The 18,349-nt window shown below is 70.9% G+C and carries 19 protein-coding genes; 15 read left to right on the forward strand and 4 right to left on the reverse strand.

Going from position 1 to position 18,349, the window contains the following annotated elements; translation table 11 throughout:
* Position 1: 1 nt before the first annotated feature.
* Both ACWDVW_RS11605 and ACWDVW_RS11610 read right to left on the reverse strand, forming a co-directional pair.
* Complete coding sequence (locus ACWDVW_RS11605; RefSeq protein WP_449947037.1) at positions 2-1,165, reverse strand: ROK family protein; 1,164 nt, start codon at positions 1,163-1,165, stop codon at positions 2-4.
* A 297-nt stretch (positions 1,166-1,462) separates the two neighbouring features.
* Complete coding sequence (locus ACWDVW_RS11610) at positions 1,463-2,356, reverse strand: LysR family transcriptional regulator (RefSeq protein ID WP_449947038.1); 894 nt, start codon at positions 2,354-2,356, stop codon at positions 1,463-1,465.
* A 135-nt stretch (positions 2,357-2,491) separates the two neighbouring features.
* Here ACWDVW_RS11610 and ACWDVW_RS11615 point away from each other — a divergent pair, with 135 nt between their 5' ends.
* Together ACWDVW_RS11615 and ACWDVW_RS11620 are read left to right on the forward strand one after the other, a co-directional pair.
* Complete coding sequence (locus ACWDVW_RS11615) at positions 2,492-3,352, forward strand: aldo/keto reductase (RefSeq protein ID WP_449947039.1); 861 nt, start codon at positions 2,492-2,494, stop codon at positions 3,350-3,352.
* Positions 3,353-3,476: 124 nt separating this feature from the next.
* Entirely contained in the window at positions 3,477-5,360 is a 1,884-nt protein-coding gene (locus ACWDVW_RS11620; RefSeq protein WP_449947041.1) for a glycoside hydrolase family 5 protein, read from the forward strand.
* A gap of 16 nt (positions 5,361-5,376) precedes the next feature.
* Here the strand turns inward: ACWDVW_RS11620 and ACWDVW_RS11625 are convergent, their stop codons facing one another.
* Positions 5,377-5,517, reverse strand: coding sequence for a hypothetical protein (locus ACWDVW_RS11625; RefSeq protein ID WP_449947043.1), 141 nt, complete (start codon positions 5,515-5,517; stop codon positions 5,377-5,379).
* Positions 5,518-5,722: 205 nt separating this feature from the next.
* Here ACWDVW_RS11625 and ACWDVW_RS11630 point away from each other — a divergent pair, with 205 nt between their 5' ends.
* On the forward strand, positions 5,723-5,959 hold the full coding sequence (locus ACWDVW_RS11630) for a GntR family transcriptional regulator (RefSeq protein WP_449947046.1): 237 nt from the start codon (positions 5,723-5,725) through the stop codon (positions 5,957-5,959).
* 256 nt (positions 5,960-6,215) lie between these two features.
* Here ACWDVW_RS11630 and ACWDVW_RS11635 read toward each other — a convergent pair whose 3' ends face one another.
* Positions 6,216-6,791 carry a DUF5872 domain-containing protein gene (locus ACWDVW_RS11635; RefSeq protein ID WP_449947049.1) on the reverse strand — a complete coding sequence of 192 codons (576 nt, stop codon included), beginning with the start codon at positions 6,789-6,791 and terminating at the stop codon, positions 6,216-6,218.
* A gap of 100 nt (positions 6,792-6,891) precedes the next feature.
* Between ACWDVW_RS11635 and ACWDVW_RS11640 the strand changes: the two genes are divergently transcribed.
* The 12 genes from ACWDVW_RS11640 to ACWDVW_RS11695 all read left to right on the forward strand — a co-directional run bounded on the left by ACWDVW_RS11640 (position 6,892) and on the right by ACWDVW_RS11695 (position 18,231).
* Positions 6,892-7,530 carry a M23 family metallopeptidase gene (locus ACWDVW_RS11640; RefSeq protein ID WP_449947051.1) on the forward strand — a complete coding sequence of 213 codons (639 nt, stop codon included), beginning with the start codon at positions 6,892-6,894 and terminating at the stop codon, positions 7,528-7,530.
* Between the two features lie 47 nt (positions 7,531-7,577).
* Entirely contained in the window at positions 7,578-8,039 is a 462-nt protein-coding gene (locus ACWDVW_RS11645) for a hypothetical protein (RefSeq protein WP_449947054.1), read from the forward strand.
* 180 nt (positions 8,040-8,219) lie between these two features.
* Positions 8,220-9,755 carry an ABC transporter substrate-binding protein gene (locus ACWDVW_RS11650; RefSeq protein WP_449947057.1) on the forward strand — a complete coding sequence of 512 codons (1,536 nt, stop codon included), beginning with the start codon at positions 8,220-8,222 and terminating at the stop codon, positions 9,753-9,755.
* A gap of 18 nt (positions 9,756-9,773) precedes the next feature.
* On the forward strand, positions 9,774-10,718 hold the full coding sequence (locus ACWDVW_RS11655; protein ID WP_449947060.1) for an ABC transporter permease: 945 nt from the start codon (positions 9,774-9,776) through the stop codon (positions 10,716-10,718).
* Positions 10,715-11,644: an ABC transporter permease gene (locus ACWDVW_RS11660; protein ID WP_396746907.1), complete on the forward strand. Its 930-nt coding sequence runs from the start codon at positions 10,715-10,717 to the stop codon at positions 11,642-11,644. Before ACWDVW_RS11655 ends, ACWDVW_RS11660 begins: the two co-directional genes overlap by 4 nt.
* Entirely contained in the window at positions 11,641-12,669 is a 1,029-nt protein-coding gene (locus ACWDVW_RS11665; protein ID WP_449947063.1) for an ABC transporter ATP-binding protein, read from the forward strand. The genes ACWDVW_RS11660 and ACWDVW_RS11665 overlap by 4 nt, the downstream gene beginning before the upstream one ends.
* Positions 12,666-13,700, forward strand: a complete 1,035-nt coding sequence (locus ACWDVW_RS11670; protein WP_449947066.1) for an ABC transporter ATP-binding protein — start codon at positions 12,666-12,668, stop codon at positions 13,698-13,700. The genes ACWDVW_RS11665 and ACWDVW_RS11670 overlap by 4 nt, the downstream gene beginning before the upstream one ends.
* Before the next feature lie 90 nt (positions 13,701-13,790).
* Positions 13,791-14,237, forward strand: coding sequence for an RrF2 family transcriptional regulator (locus tag ACWDVW_RS11675; protein WP_449947069.1), 447 nt, complete (start codon positions 13,791-13,793; stop codon positions 14,235-14,237).
* Positions 14,238-14,527: 290 nt separating this feature from the next.
* On the forward strand, positions 14,528-15,550 hold the full coding sequence (locus ACWDVW_RS11680) for a sulfate ABC transporter substrate-binding protein (protein ID WP_131052161.1): 1,023 nt from the start codon (positions 14,528-14,530) through the stop codon (positions 15,548-15,550).
* On the forward strand, positions 15,547-16,395 hold the full coding sequence (gene cysT, locus ACWDVW_RS11685) for a sulfate ABC transporter permease subunit CysT (protein ID WP_131052162.1): 849 nt from the start codon (positions 15,547-15,549) through the stop codon (positions 16,393-16,395). The genes ACWDVW_RS11680 and cysT overlap by 4 nt, the downstream gene beginning before the upstream one ends.
* Positions 16,388-17,224: a sulfate ABC transporter permease gene (locus ACWDVW_RS11690; RefSeq protein WP_131052163.1), complete on the forward strand. Its 837-nt coding sequence runs from the start codon at positions 16,388-16,390 to the stop codon at positions 17,222-17,224. The genes cysT and ACWDVW_RS11690 overlap by 8 nt, the downstream gene beginning before the upstream one ends.
* On the forward strand, positions 17,221-18,231 hold the full coding sequence (locus ACWDVW_RS11695) for a sulfate/molybdate ABC transporter ATP-binding protein (RefSeq protein WP_449947074.1): 1,011 nt from the start codon (positions 17,221-17,223) through the stop codon (positions 18,229-18,231). Before ACWDVW_RS11690 ends, ACWDVW_RS11695 begins: the two co-directional genes overlap by 4 nt.
* The last annotated feature ends 118 nt before the right edge of the window (positions 18,232-18,349 follow it).

The following is an 18,349-nucleotide window of genomic DNA, read 5'->3' on the forward strand; positions in this document are numbered from 1 at the left end:
ATCAAGGGGTGGGTAGGAGTTGGGGTGTGCCGGCCGCCGCGGCGGCGAGGGCGTAACTGACCGCACCGTGCAGCACCGCGCGGTCGCCGAGGACCGCCCGGCGTACCTCGGTGGCGGCGGGCGCGGAGGCGTCGACGAGCGTCTGGAGCCGCGCCACGGCGTCGTCGTCGAGCTGGGTGGCGGCGCCGCTGAGCAGGACCCGGCCCGGGTCGATCACGCAGGCGCAGGAGACGATCAGCCGGGACCAGGCGGTCAACACCTCGTCGAGGTACGCCGCCGCGCGCGCGTCGGTGCGGGCCAGCTCGACCAGGGCGGCCACCGGTTCGTCCGGCCGTCGCCCGGGAGCCAGCGCGACGACTCGTTCGGCGACGGCGTTCTCCGACCACCGGGCCTCGAACGGGCCGATCCCGTCGTGTCCCCGGTCGCTCGGGTCCAGCGGCAGGAAGCCCACCTCGCCGGCCGCGCCACCGGCACCCCGACGGACCTGCCCGTCCAGGACCAGTCCGGCGCCGATGCCGTCGGCGACGTGCAGCAGCAGCAGGTCGGCCACGTCGCTGCCGGCCCCGGCGGCGTGCTCGCCGGCCGCCATCAGGTTGACGTCGTTGTCCACCACGACCGGGACGCCGAGGTGGTGTTGCACCGATTCGCCTATCTCCCGGCCCTCGACCAGCCCCACCGAGGGGGCGAGCCGGACCGTGCCGCCCGAGGAGACGCCCGGCGCGGCGATCGCCACCCCGCGCAGCGCGGGCAGCCCGTCGCCGGCCAGTTCGGGTACGGAGCGGCAGATGGTCTCGACGATGTCGCCGGCGAGCCGGACCGCCCGGTGGGCGATGACGGTGCCGTCGCTGTCGGCGATCTCGCAGCTGATCCGGGTGGGCTCCAGCGACACCGCGGCGACCAGTTCGGCGCGCGGGTTGAACTCCAGCATGGCCCGGGGGCGACCGGCCCGGGAGGTGCCCGGGCCGCGTTCGAGCAGGTAGCCCTCGGCGATCAGCTCGCGGACGAGGGGAGTGAGCGTGGCGGGGCTCAACCCGGTCAGCTCGGTCAGCTCGGCACGGGAGAGCAGCCGCACCTGGCGGGCGGTGGAGATCACCGAGAGGCGCTTGATCTCCTTCGACCGCTCCCGGCTCACCGGGCTCGTTGGTGGCGTCACCACGTCAGTCACACTTCCTTCCTACGGCGAACGAACTATTGCGTCAAGTAACGAGTTGGTCTCGGGCGCTCGGCGACACCGCTCTGAGCTGGCCAGATGTCCGATTCGTGGAGGTAGTTCGAGGGGTGCTGGGACGGAAGCCACTGCGACGATGGGGCGGAGATTATTTATTCCGCGTACAAACGAAGCGGGGCGCGGCATCCGGTCATCCTGGTGTCGTCAGGCGTGACCATCCAGTGTGTACGGACCGGTTCGGTGACGTGCGCCGGGTCGGCGCGCGGACGTACCGCCGCGCCGACCCGGCGTCGGTCAGGCCGGCCGGCTCGTCGCGGCGGCCCGGATACCGTCGAGGCCGAGCAGCGCCGTCGCGGCGGTGCTGGGGTGCCGGCCGCCCGCGGTCGCCACGGCGAGCTGCCAGTGCGGCGGGTCGGTGAGGGGCACGAAGCGCGCGGCGGTCCGCTTGCTCCGGAAGACCTGGGGTACGACGGCGACGCCGAGCCCGTGACCGACCAGGTCGAGCAGCCAGTGCACGTCGTTGACCTCGAACGCGACCCGCCGCTCCACCCCGGCGGCGGCCATCGCCTGGTCCACGGCGTCGCGGCTGATCCAGCCGGGGGAGAAGTCGACGAACGTCTCGCCCGGCAACTCGCGCAGGTCGACCGCGGTACGGTCGCGCAGCGGGTGGGTGGGCCCGCAGGCCAGCACCAGCGGCTCGGCCCGGAACGGGGCCAACGCGACCCCGGGCACCACGCTCGCGGGCGCGGAGACGAACGCCAGGTCGAGGTCGCCGGTGCGGACCCGTTCGATCAGGTCGGGCGAGCCGCCCTGACGCAGCCGGATCTCGACACCGGGGTGGGCGGCGTGGAAGCGGGCCAGCGTCGCCGCGAGGTCGACCGCGCCGAGACACTGCAGGGTGCCGATGGCCAGCGTGCCGCGCAGCAGGCCGCGTACGGCGGCGACCGCGTCCTTGGCGGCGGCCACGTTCGCCAGGGCGTGGCGGGCCTGGGTGAGCAGCGCCCGCCCCTCGTCGGTCAGCTCCACGCTGCGGGTGTTGCGGACGAAGAGGCTGGCGCCCAGCTCACGCTCCAGCGAGCGGATGGAGGTGGAGAGGCCGGACTGCGCCACGTGCAGCCGCTCGGCGGCACGGGTGAAGTGCCGTTCCTCGGCGACCGCCACGAAGTACTCGAGCTGGCGCAGCTCCACGATTCATCACCGTCACCGATTGCTGGAATCAGATTCTTCTGTTGGACAGCTTAGCTATCGGGGTAGAAGGTGGAATCCGGGCGTTGCGGGCCACCGCCCGCCCGCCGAACCGCACCGCTTCGAGGAGGAGCCTGTATGCAGACCCGCCGTATCGGTGACGTCGCCGTCGGCGCGATCGGCCTCGGCGCCATGCCGATGTCGATCGAGGGCCGTCCCGACGAACAGCGCTCGATCGCCACCATCCATGCCGCGCTGGACGCCGGGGTCACGCTGATCGACACCGCGGACGCCTACCACCTGGGCCCCGCCGACGCCGGTCACAACGAGTCGTTGATCGCCGACGCCGTGGCGAGCTACGGCGGCGACACGTCCGACGTGCTGATCGCCACGAAGGGCGGCCACGTACGCCCCGGCGACGGCCTCTGGACGCTGAACGGTCGGCCCGAGCACCTCCGGGACGCCGTCGAGTCGTCGCTCAAGCGGCTCGGGGTCGAGGCGATCGGCCTCTACCAGTTCCACCGCCCCGACCCGAACACCCCGTACGCGGACTCCATCGGCGAGCTGCGGGACCTGCTCGACGCCGGCAAGATCCGGATGGCCGGCATCTCCAACGCCGACCCCGACCAGATCAGGCAGGCCAACGAGATCCTCGGCGGTCGACTGGTCAGCGTGCAGAACCAGTTCTCTCCCGCCTTCCGTTCCAGCGAACCGGAGCTGGCGCTCTGCGCCGAACTCGGCATCGCGTTCCTGCCCTGGAGTCCGCTCGGCGGCATCTCCAACGCCGCCGAGCTGGGGTCCCGGTTCGCGGTCTTCGCCGAGGTCGCCCGGGAGCGTGGAGTCAGCCCGCAGCAGGTCTGCCTGGCCTGGATGCTGGCGAAGGCGCCTACGGTCATCCCGATCCCCGGCTCGTCGCGCCCGGAGACGATCCGGGACTCCGTCGGCGCCGCCGACCTGGAACTCTCGGCCGAGGAACTGGCCCGACTCGACCCGGCCTGACCGACCGGCACCCGCGAGCCCCGTCCTCCGGCTTCGGCATGGAGGACGGGGCTCGCGGCCGGTGCGCGCCCGTCATCGACCGTCTACTATCTACGGTGATCAGGTCGGCGTCGAGGAGGTCGCCATGCGCAGGTCGATGCCGTCTCTCGTCGCCGTGTCCGGCCTGCTGGCCGGGTCCCTGCTGGCGGTCACGCCGACCACCGAGGGCGCCCGCGCGTCCACGTCGGCGGGCAGCGCTCTCGCGGCTTCCTGGACCGGCCCGCTCAGCACCCGGGGCCGGTACGTGGTCGACGCCCATGGCAACCGCTTCAAGCTCAGGTCCGGCAACTGGCACGGTGCCAGCGGCACCTGGAACGGCAGCGGCGACCGCGCCGACCCGGCCACCCACCACGCCGGGGAGATGGCCGACCAGATCCCGATCGGCCTGGACCGGGCCCCGATGGCCGAGATCGTCGCCGGCTTCCACGAACTCGGCCTCAACAGCATCCGCCTGCCGTTCTCCAACGAGATGATCCGCGACACCCGCCCGGTGCCGGACGCCGCAGTCCGCGCCAACCCGCAGCTGCGCGGGCGGACCCCGCTCCAGGTGTACGACGAGGCGGTCCGGACGCTGACCGCCGAGGGATTCGCGGTCATCCTCAACAACCACACCAACACCTCGCGCTGGTGCTGTGGCGTCGACGGCAACGAACGCTGGAACGCGAGCCAGAGCACCGCCCAGTGGGAACAGGACTGGCTCCTGATGGCCCGCCGGTACGCCGGCAACCCTAGGGTCGTCGGCGCCGACCTCTACAACGAGGTACGCCGCACCATTCTCGACGACCCGAACTGGGGACTCGGCGACCGGCACGACTGGCACGCCGCCGCCCAGCGGGCCGGTGACCGGATCCTCACCGAGGCCAACCCCCACCTGCTGATCATCATCGAGGGCATCAACTGGTACGGCCTGCCGGTGGACGGGTTCCCGCACGGGCGCCCCACCCTCGAACCGGTCGGCCGGCTCTCGCACACCCTCGTGCGCTCCCACAAACTGGTCTACTCGGCGCACTTCTACGGCTACACCGGCCCGAACCACAGCGGCGCGACCGGCATCGGCGAGACCAGCGACCCCCGATACCAGGACCTCACCCGCGACCAGCTCGTGGAGACCGTCCGGCGGCAGGCGACGTACGTGGCGCTCGACGCCGACCGGCACTTCACCGCACCGGTCTGGATCAGCGAGTTCGGCGTGGGTGGCCGGGACAACACCAACCAGCGTTCCCGCGACTGGTTCCACCACTTCGTCGACTACCTGATCGCCACCGACGCCGATTTCGCGTACTGGCCCCTGGTCGGCTGGCACGACAACCGGCGCGGCAACGGCTGGGCGCTGCTGCACTGGGACGCCACCGGCCACCGGATGGGCCTCTACGACGGCGACGACTGGCGGGCCGACGCCTGGCGACGCCTGGTCACCGGTGGCCGTGCCGGTCCGGTCGCCCCGGTGCGGGAATGGTCGATGCTGACCCTCGACCACGCCGACCTGAACCAGTCGGCGCGGATGCGCGCCGCACCGGACTGGGACTCCGGCGCCCGCAAGGCGGTCTGCCCCGACGACCAGCGACTGATCGGCCTGAGCCGCACCGGCAACCGGGGCCTGTGCACCGACGCCCCGGACACCGGCGGCCACGTCGTGGTCCGCGACGAGTCGCACGTGGACGTCGACTGGGCCTCCGGCTTCACCAAGCTGCAATGCCCGCCGCACAAGACCGTCGTCGGGTACGCCGTCCGTGGCGCCAACCTCTCCTCGGTGCTCTGCCGCGACGCGGGCACCACCGTCGCCGGCACCCGCCGGACGGTCTGGTTCGACCGTGGCGACAACCGACCGGCCGGCAGTCCCGGCGGCGACTTCGCCAGCGGCCACTACAAGGGCCAGTGCGCCGTCGGCGAACATCTCGTCGGAGTCGCCTACCGCGCCTGGATCTGGTCACCCGGCAAGGAACCCGACGCCCTGCTGTGCCGTAGTTGACCGGGCAGGGCGCGGCTCAGCTCACCCCGAGGGTGACGGCCAGCCAGACCACCGTCGCGGGCGCGTCGGGATGGCGGATCGTGTCGGCGAGTACGTCCCGGGCTGCGGGCCGGTCGCGTACCTCACCCGACGCGGTGCGATCGGCGTCGAGCAGCACCGGTGCAGCCGGAGGCGAACGCTCGGCGGGTGAAGGGGCGGGGCCGCCCGTGGCTGGCGTGCGGCGGCCCCGCCCGCTCCGCCGCCGCAGCTCGAATCAGCGATACGACAGCGGAGTAGTCCGATGGAGCGGGCGGCACACCGGAGCAGGTTCGTCGTGATCGGATTGGCGTGCCGAAGCCAGGAGATCCGATGGAGATCGATTTATGCCGACCGAGAGAGTCGATTACCGGCGCATAGCGAACGAGATCACTGGAAAGATCAAGTCCGGTGAGCTCGCGCCCGGCGAGAAGCTGCCGTCCACGCGTCAACTTGCCGAGCGATACGACGTGCACATCTCCACGATCAGCCGCGTCATGTCGCTTCTCAAGGACAGAGAGCTGGTGGAGGGGCATCCCGGGAAGGGCGTGTATGTCGCCGAGTCGGATCGCAAGTCCGAGTAGCCATCCCCACTGCGCTCCGTCCACGCCGACACAGCGCTAGGTGGGTAGATTTGTTGTCGCTCCAGCAGCAACAAATCTACCCACCTCCACGGGCTCACCGCGCTCCGCGCCTCACGCCCACGCCCCACGCCCACGCCCCACGCCCACGCCCCACGCCCTGCGCCGACGAGATGTTAGGAAGGGTCCCCTGCTATACACCAGGCGTTAGCAGGGGACCCTTCCTTGCACCAATGCGCGCTTGAGGCGCCAGCGTGAATCAGCGGCGGTCTAGTTCCGACTGGAGGCGTTGCAGGAGGGTCTTGCGGGCCTTGCCGCCGCGTTCGCGTCGCAGCGCCGCCCGGAGCTGGTTCTTGTCCAGGCCGGGTACGAGTCGACTGGCCTCGGGAACCGTCAGCTCGGTGAGCCGCTCGGCCGAGGTGGCGGCCCGGCCTCGGGGCGAGGTCGTCTCCTTGCGGGCGCGTTTGGCCGGGCCGGTGTTGGCGACGAACTGCCGACCGGTTCGCGACGCCCGCCGCTTCTTGGTCTCGGTGTCGCGCTTCTGCTCGTCCGAGAGCTTCTCCCATGCCTTCTTCGGCAGGTATCGCGCCGTTTCGTCACCCTTGCGGGCCCGGGTGGAGCCGGTGCTGGTCTGCCACTTCTCCGCGCCCCAGCGCTCCAACGACCGTTGCCGTGAGTCCTTCGGCCCCAGGAAGCCGCCGCCGCGCCGCTCGTACTCCTTGGTGAGCAGTTGCGACTTGCGGGCCGACCACTGCCCGGGCCGTCCGCCCCGGTCGGAGGCCATGATCTCGGCCTTGATCTGCTCCCGGAGTTCCGGTTTCGTGTACCGCGCCATGCCGGGTCGTTACCCGAACTCCGCCCTGGTGAACGTGGCCGTCGCGGTCCGGCCCCGGCGGCGGCGGGGCCACTCGTCGGGCTCTGCCATGCTTGGCAGGGTGACGACCGGCCATCCCCGCACCCATCGTCGTACCCGCCGTCCCTGGCGACTCCTGCTCGCGCTCGGTGCCGTCGCGGCCCTGGGCGCGGTCGCCTACGTGGTGGTGCCGCAACTGCTGCCGCCGGGACCGCGTCCGCTGTTCCAGATGCCCGTGGGCTGCGGCGAGACGTGGCAGGTGGGCACCTACCCCGGCCACGGCGAGTACGACGTCGACTTCTTCCCCCTTCAGGGTGAGCAGTGGGGGCAGCCGGTGCTCGCCTCGTACGCGGGCACCGTCACGGTGTCCGGCATCAACGGGTCGCTGGGTGGGCGTACCCCGGAGAACCCGGACGGTCCCCGGGGTCGGGGCGGCGGCTACTGGGTCAAGATCGACCACGGCGGACGCTGGGAGACGCAGTACCTGCACCTGCTCGAACCGCCGCTGGTGGAGGAGGGGCAGCGGGTCGCCCAGGGCGAGCAGATCGGGCGGATCGGCAGCACCGGCAACTCGGGCGCCCCGCACCTGCACTACGAGCAGCGGGTGGGCTGGCAGAAGGTGGAGACCTGGTTCGACGGCGTGCCGTCCGGCATCACCAGCGACGACGCCGAGTACACGATGAAGCTGACCAGCAACAACTGCCCCGACGGGCAGCCCTGACGGCGCTGGAAGGCGGCAGTGTCGGACCCCTCTGCTGAGATACCGGCATGGGTGTTCTGTACGACTACTTCCGCGCGGCCGACGACGCCGCTGCGGTCAGGCTGATGGTGGAGATCGACGGTGGGCCGGTCGTCGTGGCCGACGGGCGGCCCGGCGTCGACGCGATCGACTGCAAGGGCATCGACCCGTCGGTGACGCTGGGGGAGTTGGTGGCTCTCGTGCGCGGCGAGGTGGACGCCGACGACCTGGTGAAGGACCGGCTGGTGTGGAGCGCGGCCGAGGACGGCCCCTGGTTGACCGCGCTCGACGACGCGACCCGGGACACGCTGGCGTCGATCACCGCCGAGCAGACGCCCGCGCTGTCCGCGCAATGGGGACGCAGCGAGGAACTCGCCTGGGACGGGCCGCTCCCCGACGACCAGATGCAGCCGGTGATCGAGGAGGTCAGCGCGCTCGCCCGACGGGCCCGGGACGCCGACGAGCACCTCTACTGCTGGTCCTGCCTCTGATCCCGCCGCCGTACGCGTCCTGCCGTCACGGCGGTTTGGGGTTAGCGTGAGGTCCAGGAGGGAGACGGCGGAACCACGTCCTGCCAGATATACCCCGATTTATGTTGACAACCGCCGGAGAGCAGGCCAGACTCGCCAAAATCTTTCAGTAGTAGCCGGGAAAGAATCCAGGGGAGGACCATGTCCAGCACCAGATTCCGGTTGGCCGGCGCCACCTTCACCCTGATGCTCGTCGCGGTCGCGGGCTGCACCACGGGCGAGGGGGTCGACGTCGACGGGGCCGACGGGGCGAGCGCGGGCGGTGTCCTCAACGCCGCCATCGGCGGCGAGCCCGACCAGCTCGACCCGCACAAGACCTCCGCCTACTACAGCTTCCAGGTCCTGGAGAACGTCTACGACACCCTGGTCGAGCCGGACGCGAACCTGGAGATGCAGCCCGCGCTGGCCACCGGGTGGACCACCAGCGACGACCAGCTCACCTGGACGTTCACCCTCCGCGAGGGCGTCACATTCTCCGACGGGTCACCGCTGACCGCCGAGGACGTCGTCTACTCGTACACCCGGATCATCGACGAGAAGCTGAACACCGCGTACAAGTTCTCCACCGTCAAGTCGGTGACCGCGCCCGACCCCACCACGGTGGTCGTCGCGCTGACCGCGCCCACCCCGAACCTGCTCGCCAACCTGGGCGGCTTCAAGGGCGTGGCGATCGTGCAGAAGGCCAACATCGAGTCCGGTGAGGTGACCACGAAACCGGTCGGCAGCGGCCCGTTCGCGATCGGTTCCTACCGCAGCGGCGACAGCATCCGGCTGGTCCGCAACGACAACTACTGGGGCGAGAAGCCCAAGGTGGACGGGGTCACCTTCACCTTCGTCAGCGATCCCACCGTGGCCCTGCAGAACCTGCGCGGCGGCGAGGTCCACTGGACCGACAACCTGCCCCCGCAGCAGGTGCCCGCGTTGCTCGACGCCGACGACCTGACCGTGCGGTCGGTGCCGTCCACCGACTACTGGTATCTCGCCCTCAACCAGGCCCGCAAGCCGTACCACAACGTCGCCGTGCGCCGGGCGATCGCGTTCGCCCTGGACCGGGAGGCGATCACCAGGGCCGCCAAGTTCGGGCTGGCCACCGTCAACCAGACCGCCATCCCGCAGAACAGCGCCTACCACTACGAGTACGCGCCGTACACGCACGATGTGAACCAGGCCCGGCAACTGCTGGACCAGGCCGGTGTCAGCGGGCTGACCCTGGACCTGATGGTCACCACCGAGTATCCGGAGACCGTCACCGCCGCACAGGTGATCGCCTCGCAGTTGGCCGGCATCGGCGTCACCGTCAAGATCCGTACGTTGGACTTCGCGCAGTGGCTCGACGAGCAGGGCAACGGCAACTTCGACGCGTTCATGCTCGGCTGGCTGGGCAACATCGACCCGGACGAGTTCTACTACGCCCAGCACCACAGTGGCGGCACCTTCAACTTCCACAAGTACGCCAACCCCACCGTGGACCGGCTCCTCGACCAGGCCCGCACCGAGACCGACCAGGGCGTCCGCAAGCAGCGGTACGAGCAGGTGGCCAAGCAGATCGTCGACGACGCCAGCTACATCTACCTCTACAACCCGGACGTGGCGCAGGGCTGGTCCGGCGGTCTGACCGGCTACGAGGTACGCACCGACCGGGCGATCCGGTTCCGCGACGCGGCGTTGGCGAAGTGACCGGGGCGGGGACCGCAGGTGGCCCGCTTCGTGATCCGCCGGCTGGTGCAGTCCGGTGTCGTGCTGATCGGCGTGACCCTCGTGGTGTTCCTGCTGATCCAACTGGTGCCGGGTGACCCGGTACGCGTCGCCCTCGGCACCCGGTTCGACCAGGAGACGTACGAGGCGCTGCGGGCCCGGTCCGGGCTGGATAAGCCGCTGGTCCCGCAGTACTTCGACTACCTCTTCCGGGCGCTGACCGGCGATCTGGGCGTCAGTTTCCGCAGCGGTCGGCCGGTCACCGCGATCCTGCTGGAACGGCTGCCGGCGACACTGTCGCTGGCGCTCACCGCGGTGCTGTTCGCGGTGCTCGTGGCGTTCCCGCTCGGGATCGTCTCGGCCATCCGCAGCGGCTCGCTGGTCGACCACGCGGTACGCGTGTTCAGCCAGTTCGGGGTCTCGGTGCCCGACTTCTGGATGGGCATCATGGGCATCCTGCTCTTCGCCGGGGTGCTCGGATGGCTCCCACCGTCGGGGTACGTCGCGCTGACCGAGGACCCGGCCCGGTGGGCCTCGCACGTGGCGCTGCCGGCCGCCACGATCGGCCTGGTCACCGCCTCGATCCTGACCCGCTTCATCCGTTCCTCGATGCTGGAGGTGCTCTCCGAGGACTACGTCCGCACCGCCGAGGCGAAGGGGCTACGCGCGCGGGTGGTGGTGCTGCGGCACGTCCTGCGCAACGCGCTCATCCCGGTGGTGACCGTGGTGGCGGTGCAACTGGCCAGCCTGCTCGGCGGTGTGATCGTGATCGAGGTGCTGTTCGCCTGGCCCGGCATCGGCCGGCTCACCTTCGACGCGGTCCGGGCCCGGGACTACCCGGTGCTGCAAGGCGCGGTGCTGCTGGTCGCGGCCCTGTTCCTGCTGGTCAACCTGCTGGTGGACGTCCTCTACGCCCGCCTCGACCCGAGGATCAGGGTCCGATGAGCGGCCGGCTCGGACGACTCGTCCCGCCCTGGGCCGGCGTCCGCCCGCGAGGCGGCGGCGACGGGCAGGTACGCCGCGCGCTGTCGGCGCTGTGGCGCGACCCGCTGGCCCTGAGCGGCAGCGCGGTGCTCGTACTGCTGGTCGTGGTGGGGGTGGCCGGTCCCTGGCTGGCGCCGTCGGGCGTCAACGAGGTGGACACCGACCGGATGCTCCAGCCGCCGAGCTGGTCGCACCCGTTCGGCACCGACGAGCTGGGCCGCGACGTGCTCAGCCGGGTCATGATCGCGGCCCGGGTCTCGCTCCAGGTCGGGTTGGTCAGCGTCGGCATCGCCCTGGCCGTCGGGGTGACCCTCGGGCTGCTCGCCGGTTACTACGGCGGCTGGCTGGACAACATCCTGATGCGCTGCATGGACGTGCTGTTCGCGTTCCCGGTGCTGCTGCTCGCGGTGGCGATCGTGGCCGTGCTCGGCCCCGGGCTGCTCACCGCGATGATCGCGATCGGGGTGGTCTACACGCCGATCTTCGCCCGGGTCACCCGAGCCGGGGTGCTCTCGGTGCGCGAGCAGGTCTTCGTCCGGGCGGCGGTCAGCATCGGCGCGTCGGACCTGCGCATCATGGGTCAGCACGTGTTGCCGAACATCGCGGCGCCGCTGATCGTGCAGACCTCGCTGTCGCTGGCCTTCGCGATCCTTTCCGAGGCGGCGCTCTCCTTCCTCGGTCTCGGCGTACAGCCGCCGGAACCGGCCTGGGGCCGGATGCTCGACGACGGCCGGGAGTTCGTCACCGACGCGTGGTGGCTGGGCGTCTTCCCGGGGGCCGCCATCTTCCTCACCGTCCTGGCGTTCAACCTGGTCGGCGACGCGCTGCGGGACGTGCTCGACCCCCGCCAGCTCACCGTCGCCGAGGCCCGAAGGAGCACGTCATGAGCGAGCCCGTCATGAGTGAGCGGAGTGCCGGCGTGAGCGATCGGGGCGAGGTGCTGCGGATCGAGGACCTCGCCGTGACCATCGGGACCCGGCGGGGGCCGGCGCGGGCGGTCGTCGGGGTGGACTGGTCGGTCCGGGCGGGGGAGACGCTGGCTCTGGTCGGCGAGTCGGGCTCCGGCAAGAGCATGAGCGTGTTGGCCGCGACCGGGCTCGCGCCGCGCACGGCCCGGGTGACCGGGCGGGTGCACCTGCTCGGTACGGAACTCACCGGGTTGCGGGAGGCGGAGCGCCGACGGATGCGTGGGCGGCACGTCGGTTTCGTGTTCCAGGATCCGATGACCTCGCTCAACCCGGTGTTGACCGTGGGCCGGCAGGTCGCCGAGGCGAGCGAGGAGCATCTCGGCCTGAGTCGGCGGGCGGCCCGTACGCGCGCCGTCGAGCTGCTCGACCTGGTCGGCATCCCGTCGGCGCAGCGGCGGGTGGACGCGTACCCGCACCAGTTCTCCGGCGGGATGCGGCAGCGGGTGGTGATCGCGATGGCGTTGGCCTGCGAGCCGGATCTGCTGATCGCCGACGAGCCGACCACCGCGCTGGACGTCACCACGCAGGCGCAGATCGTCGAGCTGGTGGCGGACCTGCGGCGGCGACTCGGCACGGCGGTCGTCTGGATCACCCATGACCTGGGCGTGGTCGCCGGCATCGCGGACCGGGTGGCGGTCATGTACGCCGGTCGCATCGTCGAGCAGGGGCCGGTCGACGCGGTCTTCGGCCGGCCGGCGCACCCGTACACCAGCGCGCTGCTGGCGGCGCGGCCGGACCCGGCGGCGGGCGGCGGCGAGTTGGTCACCATCCGGGGTGCCCCGCCGAGTCCGTTGGACCTGCCGCCCGGGTGTGCCTTCTGGCCCCGCTGCCCGGTGCGGGGTGACGCCCGCTGTGAGCACGAGTCGCCGCCGCTGGTGCCGGTGTCGGCCGGGCACGAGGTCCGCACGTTCTATCCGCAGCGGCACGACGGGGAGGCCCGATGACGGCCGAGCGGACCGATCCGCACCTGACCGGCCACCGGCCCGGCGAGCCGGCCGACGTGGTCGCCGCACTCGACGACCTGACGGTGTGGTTCCCGACCCCGGCGGGTGTGGTCCGCGCCGTGGACGGGGTGTCGTTGCAGGTACGCCGGGGCGAGACGTTGGGTCTGGTGGGCGAGTCGGGCAGCGGCAAGTCGACCACCGGGTTGGCGTTGTTGCGGCTGGTCGACCCGACCTCGGGCACGGTGCGGGTGGCCGGGCAGGACGTGACCCACTGGTCGCGGCGGCGGTTGCGGGCGCTGCGCCGCCGGGTGGCCATGGTCTTCCAGGATCCGCAGGCGTCGCTCGACCCTCGCCGGACGGTGGGCGCGAGCATCGCCGAACCGCTGGTGGTGCACCGGCTCACCGATCGTGGTGTGGCCCGGCGGCAGCGGGTCGGGGAGCTGCTCGACATGGTCGGGTTGCGCCGGGACGTTGCCGACCGGCATCCGCACGAGCTCTCCGGCGGTCAGCGGCAACGGGTCGGCATCGCCCGCGCGCTGGCCGGCGATCCCGACCTGATCGTGTTGGACGAGCCGATCGCCTCGCTCGACCTCAGCGTGCAGGCCCAGATCATGAACCTGCTGCGGGGACTGCAACGGGACCTGGGGCTGACCTACCTGTTCATCGCGCACGACCTGGCCGCCGTGGAACACATGAGCGATCGGATGGCGGTGATGTACCTGGGGCGGATCGTGGAGTCCGGCACGCCGGCCCGGATCTGGCAGCAGCCGGCCCATCCGTACACGGCGGCGCTGCTGTCGGCGATCCCGGTGGCGGATCCGCAGGTCGAGCGGGCCCGTCGGCGGATCATCCTCGGCGGCGACATCCCCAGCCCGGTGGACCCGCCGGAGGGCTGCCGCTTCCGGACCCGGTGTCCACAGGCCCGGCCGGAGTGCGCCGGGACCGATCCGCCGCTGGTCGAGGTCGCCTCGGGGCACCGGGCCGCCTGTTTGTTCGCCGGGGAGGCGGTACGGGAGATGCGCGGCGAGTAGTTCACCCGGCCCGACACCTTGACGGGCCGCGCCTAACTGTCCACCATTCCTATATGTTTGATGGATTATGTAGGGCGCGGGTGGGGTGACGTGTACGTCTCAGCGCGATCGGACTACGCCGTACGGGCGATGCTGGCGGTGGCGCAGCGCCACCCGGCGGTGGTGAAGGCGGCGGTGCTGGCCGCGAGCCAGGACATCCCGTACTCGTTCCTCCAGGGCATCCTGCTGGACCTGCGCCGGGCCGGCCTGCTGCACAGTCTGCGCGGCGCGGACGGCGGCTACGCGTTGACCCGCGCGCCGGACGGGATCACCGTGGGCGACGTGCTGCGCGCCACCGGCGGGGCGTTGACGACGGTTCGTGGCGCGCCCGCCGACGTGGCCACCTACCACGGCGTGGCCGTCGGGCTGGGGGAGGTGTGGCTGTCGGTGCACCGGGCGATCGAGGACGTGGTCGACCACGCCACTCTGGCCGATCTGCTCGCGCCCGCGGATGGGCGGGGACGGGACGTCGTTGATCGGCCGCCCCGGGTGGCGTGACGGATCGGCGCGTCGAGCCGGTCGGGCAGCCCCGTCCGGCAAGGCTTGAAAACCTGTCGAGTTAGTGGGATATTCGGTGCGCGGTCGGCGCGGACGATCAGACCTGCCGCGTCCGATGTGGAGTCGGGCGCGACGGGGAGATCGGCGTCGTGCCGGCCGGGCATCGGCGCCCGGTTTGTGACCGCGCCCACCACTGCATTCGGTACACGGCAGCCCAAAACGGGCATATTCCCTATCTAATCGGTCGGATTTATATAGTGCGGTCACGCACTGGAGGAGGACGGGTTCCGATGAGGCACCGGATCAGAGCGGCCATCGCTCTCGCCATGGTCACCGGCGTGGCGCTGTCGGGCTGCGGCGGCGGTGACGCGGCCGGCGGCAGCTCCGCCACGTTGAGCATCGTCGGCTTCGCGGTACCCGAGGCGGCCAACAAGGCCATCGCCGCCGAGTGGAACAAGACCGAGGCGGGCGAGGGGGTCCGGTTCCGGACCTCGTACGGCGCCTCCGGCGACCAGAGCCGTGCCGTGGTGGCCGGCCTGAAGACCGACTACGTGCACTTCTCCGTGAGCAGCGACGTGACCCGTCTGGTCGACGCCGGGCTGGTCGAGGAGACCTGGGACGACGGCCCGACCAAGGGCATCGTCTCGTCCTCGGTGGTGGTGCTCGCGGTCCGCGAGGGCAACCCGAAGAACATCCAGGGCTGGGACGACCTGATCAAGCCTGGTATCGGCATCGTCACCCCGAACCCGGCGTCCTCGGGTGCCGCCCGGTGGAACGCCCTGGCCGCCTGGGGGCACATCGCCGCCAACGGTGGCACCGACGCCCAGGCGCAGGAGTACGTGACCAAGCTCTTCGGCAACGTCGTGTCACTGCCGAACAGCGGACGGGACGCCACCACCACGTTCCTCGGCGGCACCGGTGACGTGCTGCTCGCGTACGAGAACGAGACGATCCTCGCCCGGCAGAACGGCGAGAAGCTGGACTGGGTCCTGCCGGAGACCACCATGCTGATCGAGAACCCGGGTGCGATCCTCAAGGACGCCGACCCGAAGGCCAAGGAGTGGCTGGACTTCGTGCTCGGCCCGCAGGGGCAGCGGCAGTTCGCGCTGACCGGCTTCCGGCCGATCATCGACGGCGTCGACACCAGCGGCGTCGAGGGCGCGATCGACCCGAACAACCCGTTCCCGGCCCCGCAGAAGCTGCTGACCGTGGAGAAGGACTTCGAGAGCTGGTCGGCGCTGTCGGAGAAGTTCTTCGACGAGAGTGACGGCATCGTGACCAAGATCATCGCGGCCTCCGGGAAGGCCAAGTGACCTCGGCGACCCTGGTTCCGGACCGGCCGGCGGGCAACCGCCGGTCGGCCCGGGCCGGCCTCCCGCTCACCTGGGTCTCCGGTCTCGGGCTCGGCGTGGCTATGGTGTGGTTCAGCCTGCTGGTCCTCATCCCGCTCGCCGCCGTCGTGGTCACCGCCAGCGAGGGCGGCTGGGGCGGGTTCTGGCGGACGGTGACCAACGAGCAGACCGCCGCCACCCTCCGGTTGACCATCGGCACCGCGCTGCTGGTCACGCTGGTCAACGTCGTGATGGGCACGCTGATCGCCTGGGTGCTGGTGCGGGACCGGTTCTTCGGCAAGCGGGCGTTGGAGATCCTCATCGACGTCCCGTTCGCCCTGCCGACGATCGTCGCGGGCCTGGTGCTGCTGTCGTTGTACGGGCCGGACAGCCCGCTCGGCGTCAACATCGCCAACACCCGGATCGCGGTCTTCCTCGCCTTCCTCTTCGTCACGCTGCCGTTCATCGTGCGGACCGTGCAACCGGTGCTCTCTGAACTGGACCCGGACGCGGAGGAGGCGGCGGCGTCGCTGGGTGCGAGCCGGTTCACCACCTTCCGGCGGATCATCCTGCCCAGTCTCACGCCGGCCATCGCGGCGGGCGCCACCCTGTCGTTCGCCCGGGCGGTCGGCGAGTACGGCTCACTGGTCCTGCTCTCCGGCAACCTGCCGATGCGAACCGAGGTGGCCTCGGTCCGCATCCTCAGCAGCATCGAGAACGACAATCCCGACAGCGCGGCGGCGGTCGCCGTGGTGCTGCTGGCCGTGTCGTTGGCCGTCATCGTCGTGCTCGACGTCATTCAGCGGAGGGTGATGCGCCGTGGCTGAACACCGCACCGTCGCGCGGAACAGGGTCGGCCGCCGTCCCGGCCGGTACGTCCTGCGGTTCGTCGTGACGGCGTACCTCTTCTTCCTGGTGGCCTGGCCGTTGTACCTGGTCGGACGCAACGCGTTCGCGGACGGCTTCGTCAACCTCAACGACATCCTGACCGACCCCGACGTGACCCACGCGCTGCAACTGACCGTGCTCGTCGCGGTCGTCGCGGTGGTCATCAACACCGTCTTCGGCGTCGGCATCTCGCTCCTGCTGGTCCGCTACGACTTCCCCGGCAAACGGACGCTGAACGCCCTGCTCGACATGCCGTTGTCGGTGTCGCCGATCGTGGTCGGCCTCGCGCTGATCCTGGTCTACGGCGGCCGGGAGGGCTGGTTCGGCCCGACGCTCGAAGCGGCCGGATTCCAGATCATCTTCGCGGTGCCGGGCATGGTGATGGCCACCGTGTTCGTGGCGTTGCCGCTGGTCATCCGGGAGGTCGTCCCGGTCCTCCAGGAGGTCGGCGACGAGCAGGAACAGGCCGCCCGCAGTCTCGGCGCGAACGCCGTGCAGACGTTCCGTCGGATCACGTTGCCAGCGATCAAGTGGGGCGTGATCTATGGCGTCGTGCTCAGCCTGGCCCGCTCGCTCGGCGAGTTCGGCGCTGTCAAGATCGTCTCCGGCAACGTGCTCGGCGCGACCCGGACGGCCACCCTCGTGGTCGAGGAGAAGTACCTGAACTTCGACAAGGGTGGCTCGTACGCCACCGCCTTCCTCCTCGCCCTCGTCGCCGTGGCCTGCATCATCGTCGTATCCGTCCTCAGGCCGAAGGAAGACCGTTGAGCATCGAGATTTCCCAGGTCGGCAAGCGTTTCGGAGACTTCGTCGCGCTCGACGACGTGTCGGTCAGCATCCCCGCCGGTCGGCTCACGGCGCTGCTCGGCCCCTCCGGCGGCGGAAAGTCCACGCTGCTGCGGATCGTCGCAGGACTGGAACGCGCCGACACCGGGCGGGTCGAGATCGACGGTGTGGACGCCACCAACCTGCCGCCGCAGAAGCGCAACGTCGGTTTCGTGTTCCAGCACTACGCGGCGTTCAAGCACCTGACCGTCCGGCGCAACGTGGCCTTCGGGCTGGAGATCCGCAAGCGCTCCAAGGACGAGATCACCCGCCGGGTCGACGAGTTGTTGGCCCTCGTCCACCTGGGACAGTTCGCCGAGCGGTTGCCGTCGCAGCTCTCCGGCGGCCAGCGCCAGCGGATGGCACTGGCCCGCGCGCTGGCCGTCGAGCCCACGGTGCTGCTGCTCGACGAGCCGTTCGGCGCGCTGGACGCCAAGGTCCGCAAGGAACTGCGCGACTGGCTGCGCCGGCTGCACGACGAGGTGCACGTCACCACCGTCTTCGTCACCCACGACCAGGAGGAGGCCCTGGAGGTCGCCGACGAGATCGTGGTGATCAACGAGGGCCGGGTGGAGCAGATCGGCTCGCCCGACGACCTGTACGACCGCCCGGCCAACGAGTTCGTGATGCGCTTCCTCGGCCCGGTCACCCAGCTCGGCGACGAGTTGGTGCGCCCGCACGACCTCCAGCTCTCCGCCGACGGCGCGGACAGCGCCGGCGTGGTCGGCCGGGTCACCCGGGTCACCCGGATCGGCTTCGAGATCCGGGTCGAGGTCACCACCTCCGGCGGCCAGCCGGTGATCGTGACCCTCACCCGCAACGAGTTCCACGCGCTCGGGATCCAGGTCGACTCGCCGGTGCGGATCCGCATCACCCCGGGCAGCCCCACCACCACGGTCACCGCGCCCGCCCAGCGTTCGGAGGAACCGACCCTCGCGCCGTCGCACTAGCGAACGCCTCGTCGACCCCGACGCGCACCGCGCACCGCGCAACACGCACCGCGCACGATCGTGCTCGATCCCGGATCGAGTGGCCTCCCCGCGACCATGAGGCCACTCGATCCGGGAT

It is taken from the genome of Micromonospora sp. NPDC003241, from assembly GCF_053589795.1.

What these genes read in the sequence shown, in the direction of transcription:
- ACWDVW_RS11615 (WP_449947039.1), top strand. Translation starts at nt 2,492, where the DNA reads ATGCAGACCCGCCGTATCGGTGACGTCGCCGTCGGCGCGATCGGCCTC.
- ACWDVW_RS11620 (WP_449947041.1), top strand. Translation starts at nt 3,477, where the DNA reads ATGCGCAGGTCGATGCCGTCTCTCGTCGCCGTGTCCGGCCTGCTGGCC.
- ACWDVW_RS11630 (WP_449947046.1), top strand. Translation starts at nt 5,723, where the DNA reads ATGCCGACCGAGAGAGTCGATTACCGGCGCATAGCGAACGAGATCACT.
- ACWDVW_RS11635 (WP_449947049.1), bottom strand. Translation starts at nt 6,791, where the DNA reads ATGGCGCGGTACACGAAACCGGAACTCCGGGAGCAGATCAAGGCCGAG.
- ACWDVW_RS11645 (WP_449947054.1), top strand. Translation starts at nt 7,578, where the DNA reads ATGGGTGTTCTGTACGACTACTTCCGCGCGGCCGACGACGCCGCTGCG.
- ACWDVW_RS11650 (WP_449947057.1), top strand. Translation starts at nt 8,220, where the DNA reads ATGTCCAGCACCAGATTCCGGTTGGCCGGCGCCACCTTCACCCTGATG.
- ACWDVW_RS11660 (WP_396746907.1), top strand. Translation starts at nt 10,715, where the DNA reads ATGAGCGGCCGGCTCGGACGACTCGTCCCGCCCTGGGCCGGCGTCCGC.
- ACWDVW_RS11665 (WP_449947063.1), top strand. Translation starts at nt 11,641, where the DNA reads ATGAGCGAGCCCGTCATGAGTGAGCGGAGTGCCGGCGTGAGCGATCGG.
- ACWDVW_RS11670 (WP_449947066.1), top strand. Translation starts at nt 12,666, where the DNA reads ATGACGGCCGAGCGGACCGATCCGCACCTGACCGGCCACCGGCCCGGC.
- ACWDVW_RS11680 (WP_131052161.1), top strand. Translation starts at nt 14,528, where the DNA reads ATGAGGCACCGGATCAGAGCGGCCATCGCTCTCGCCATGGTCACCGGC.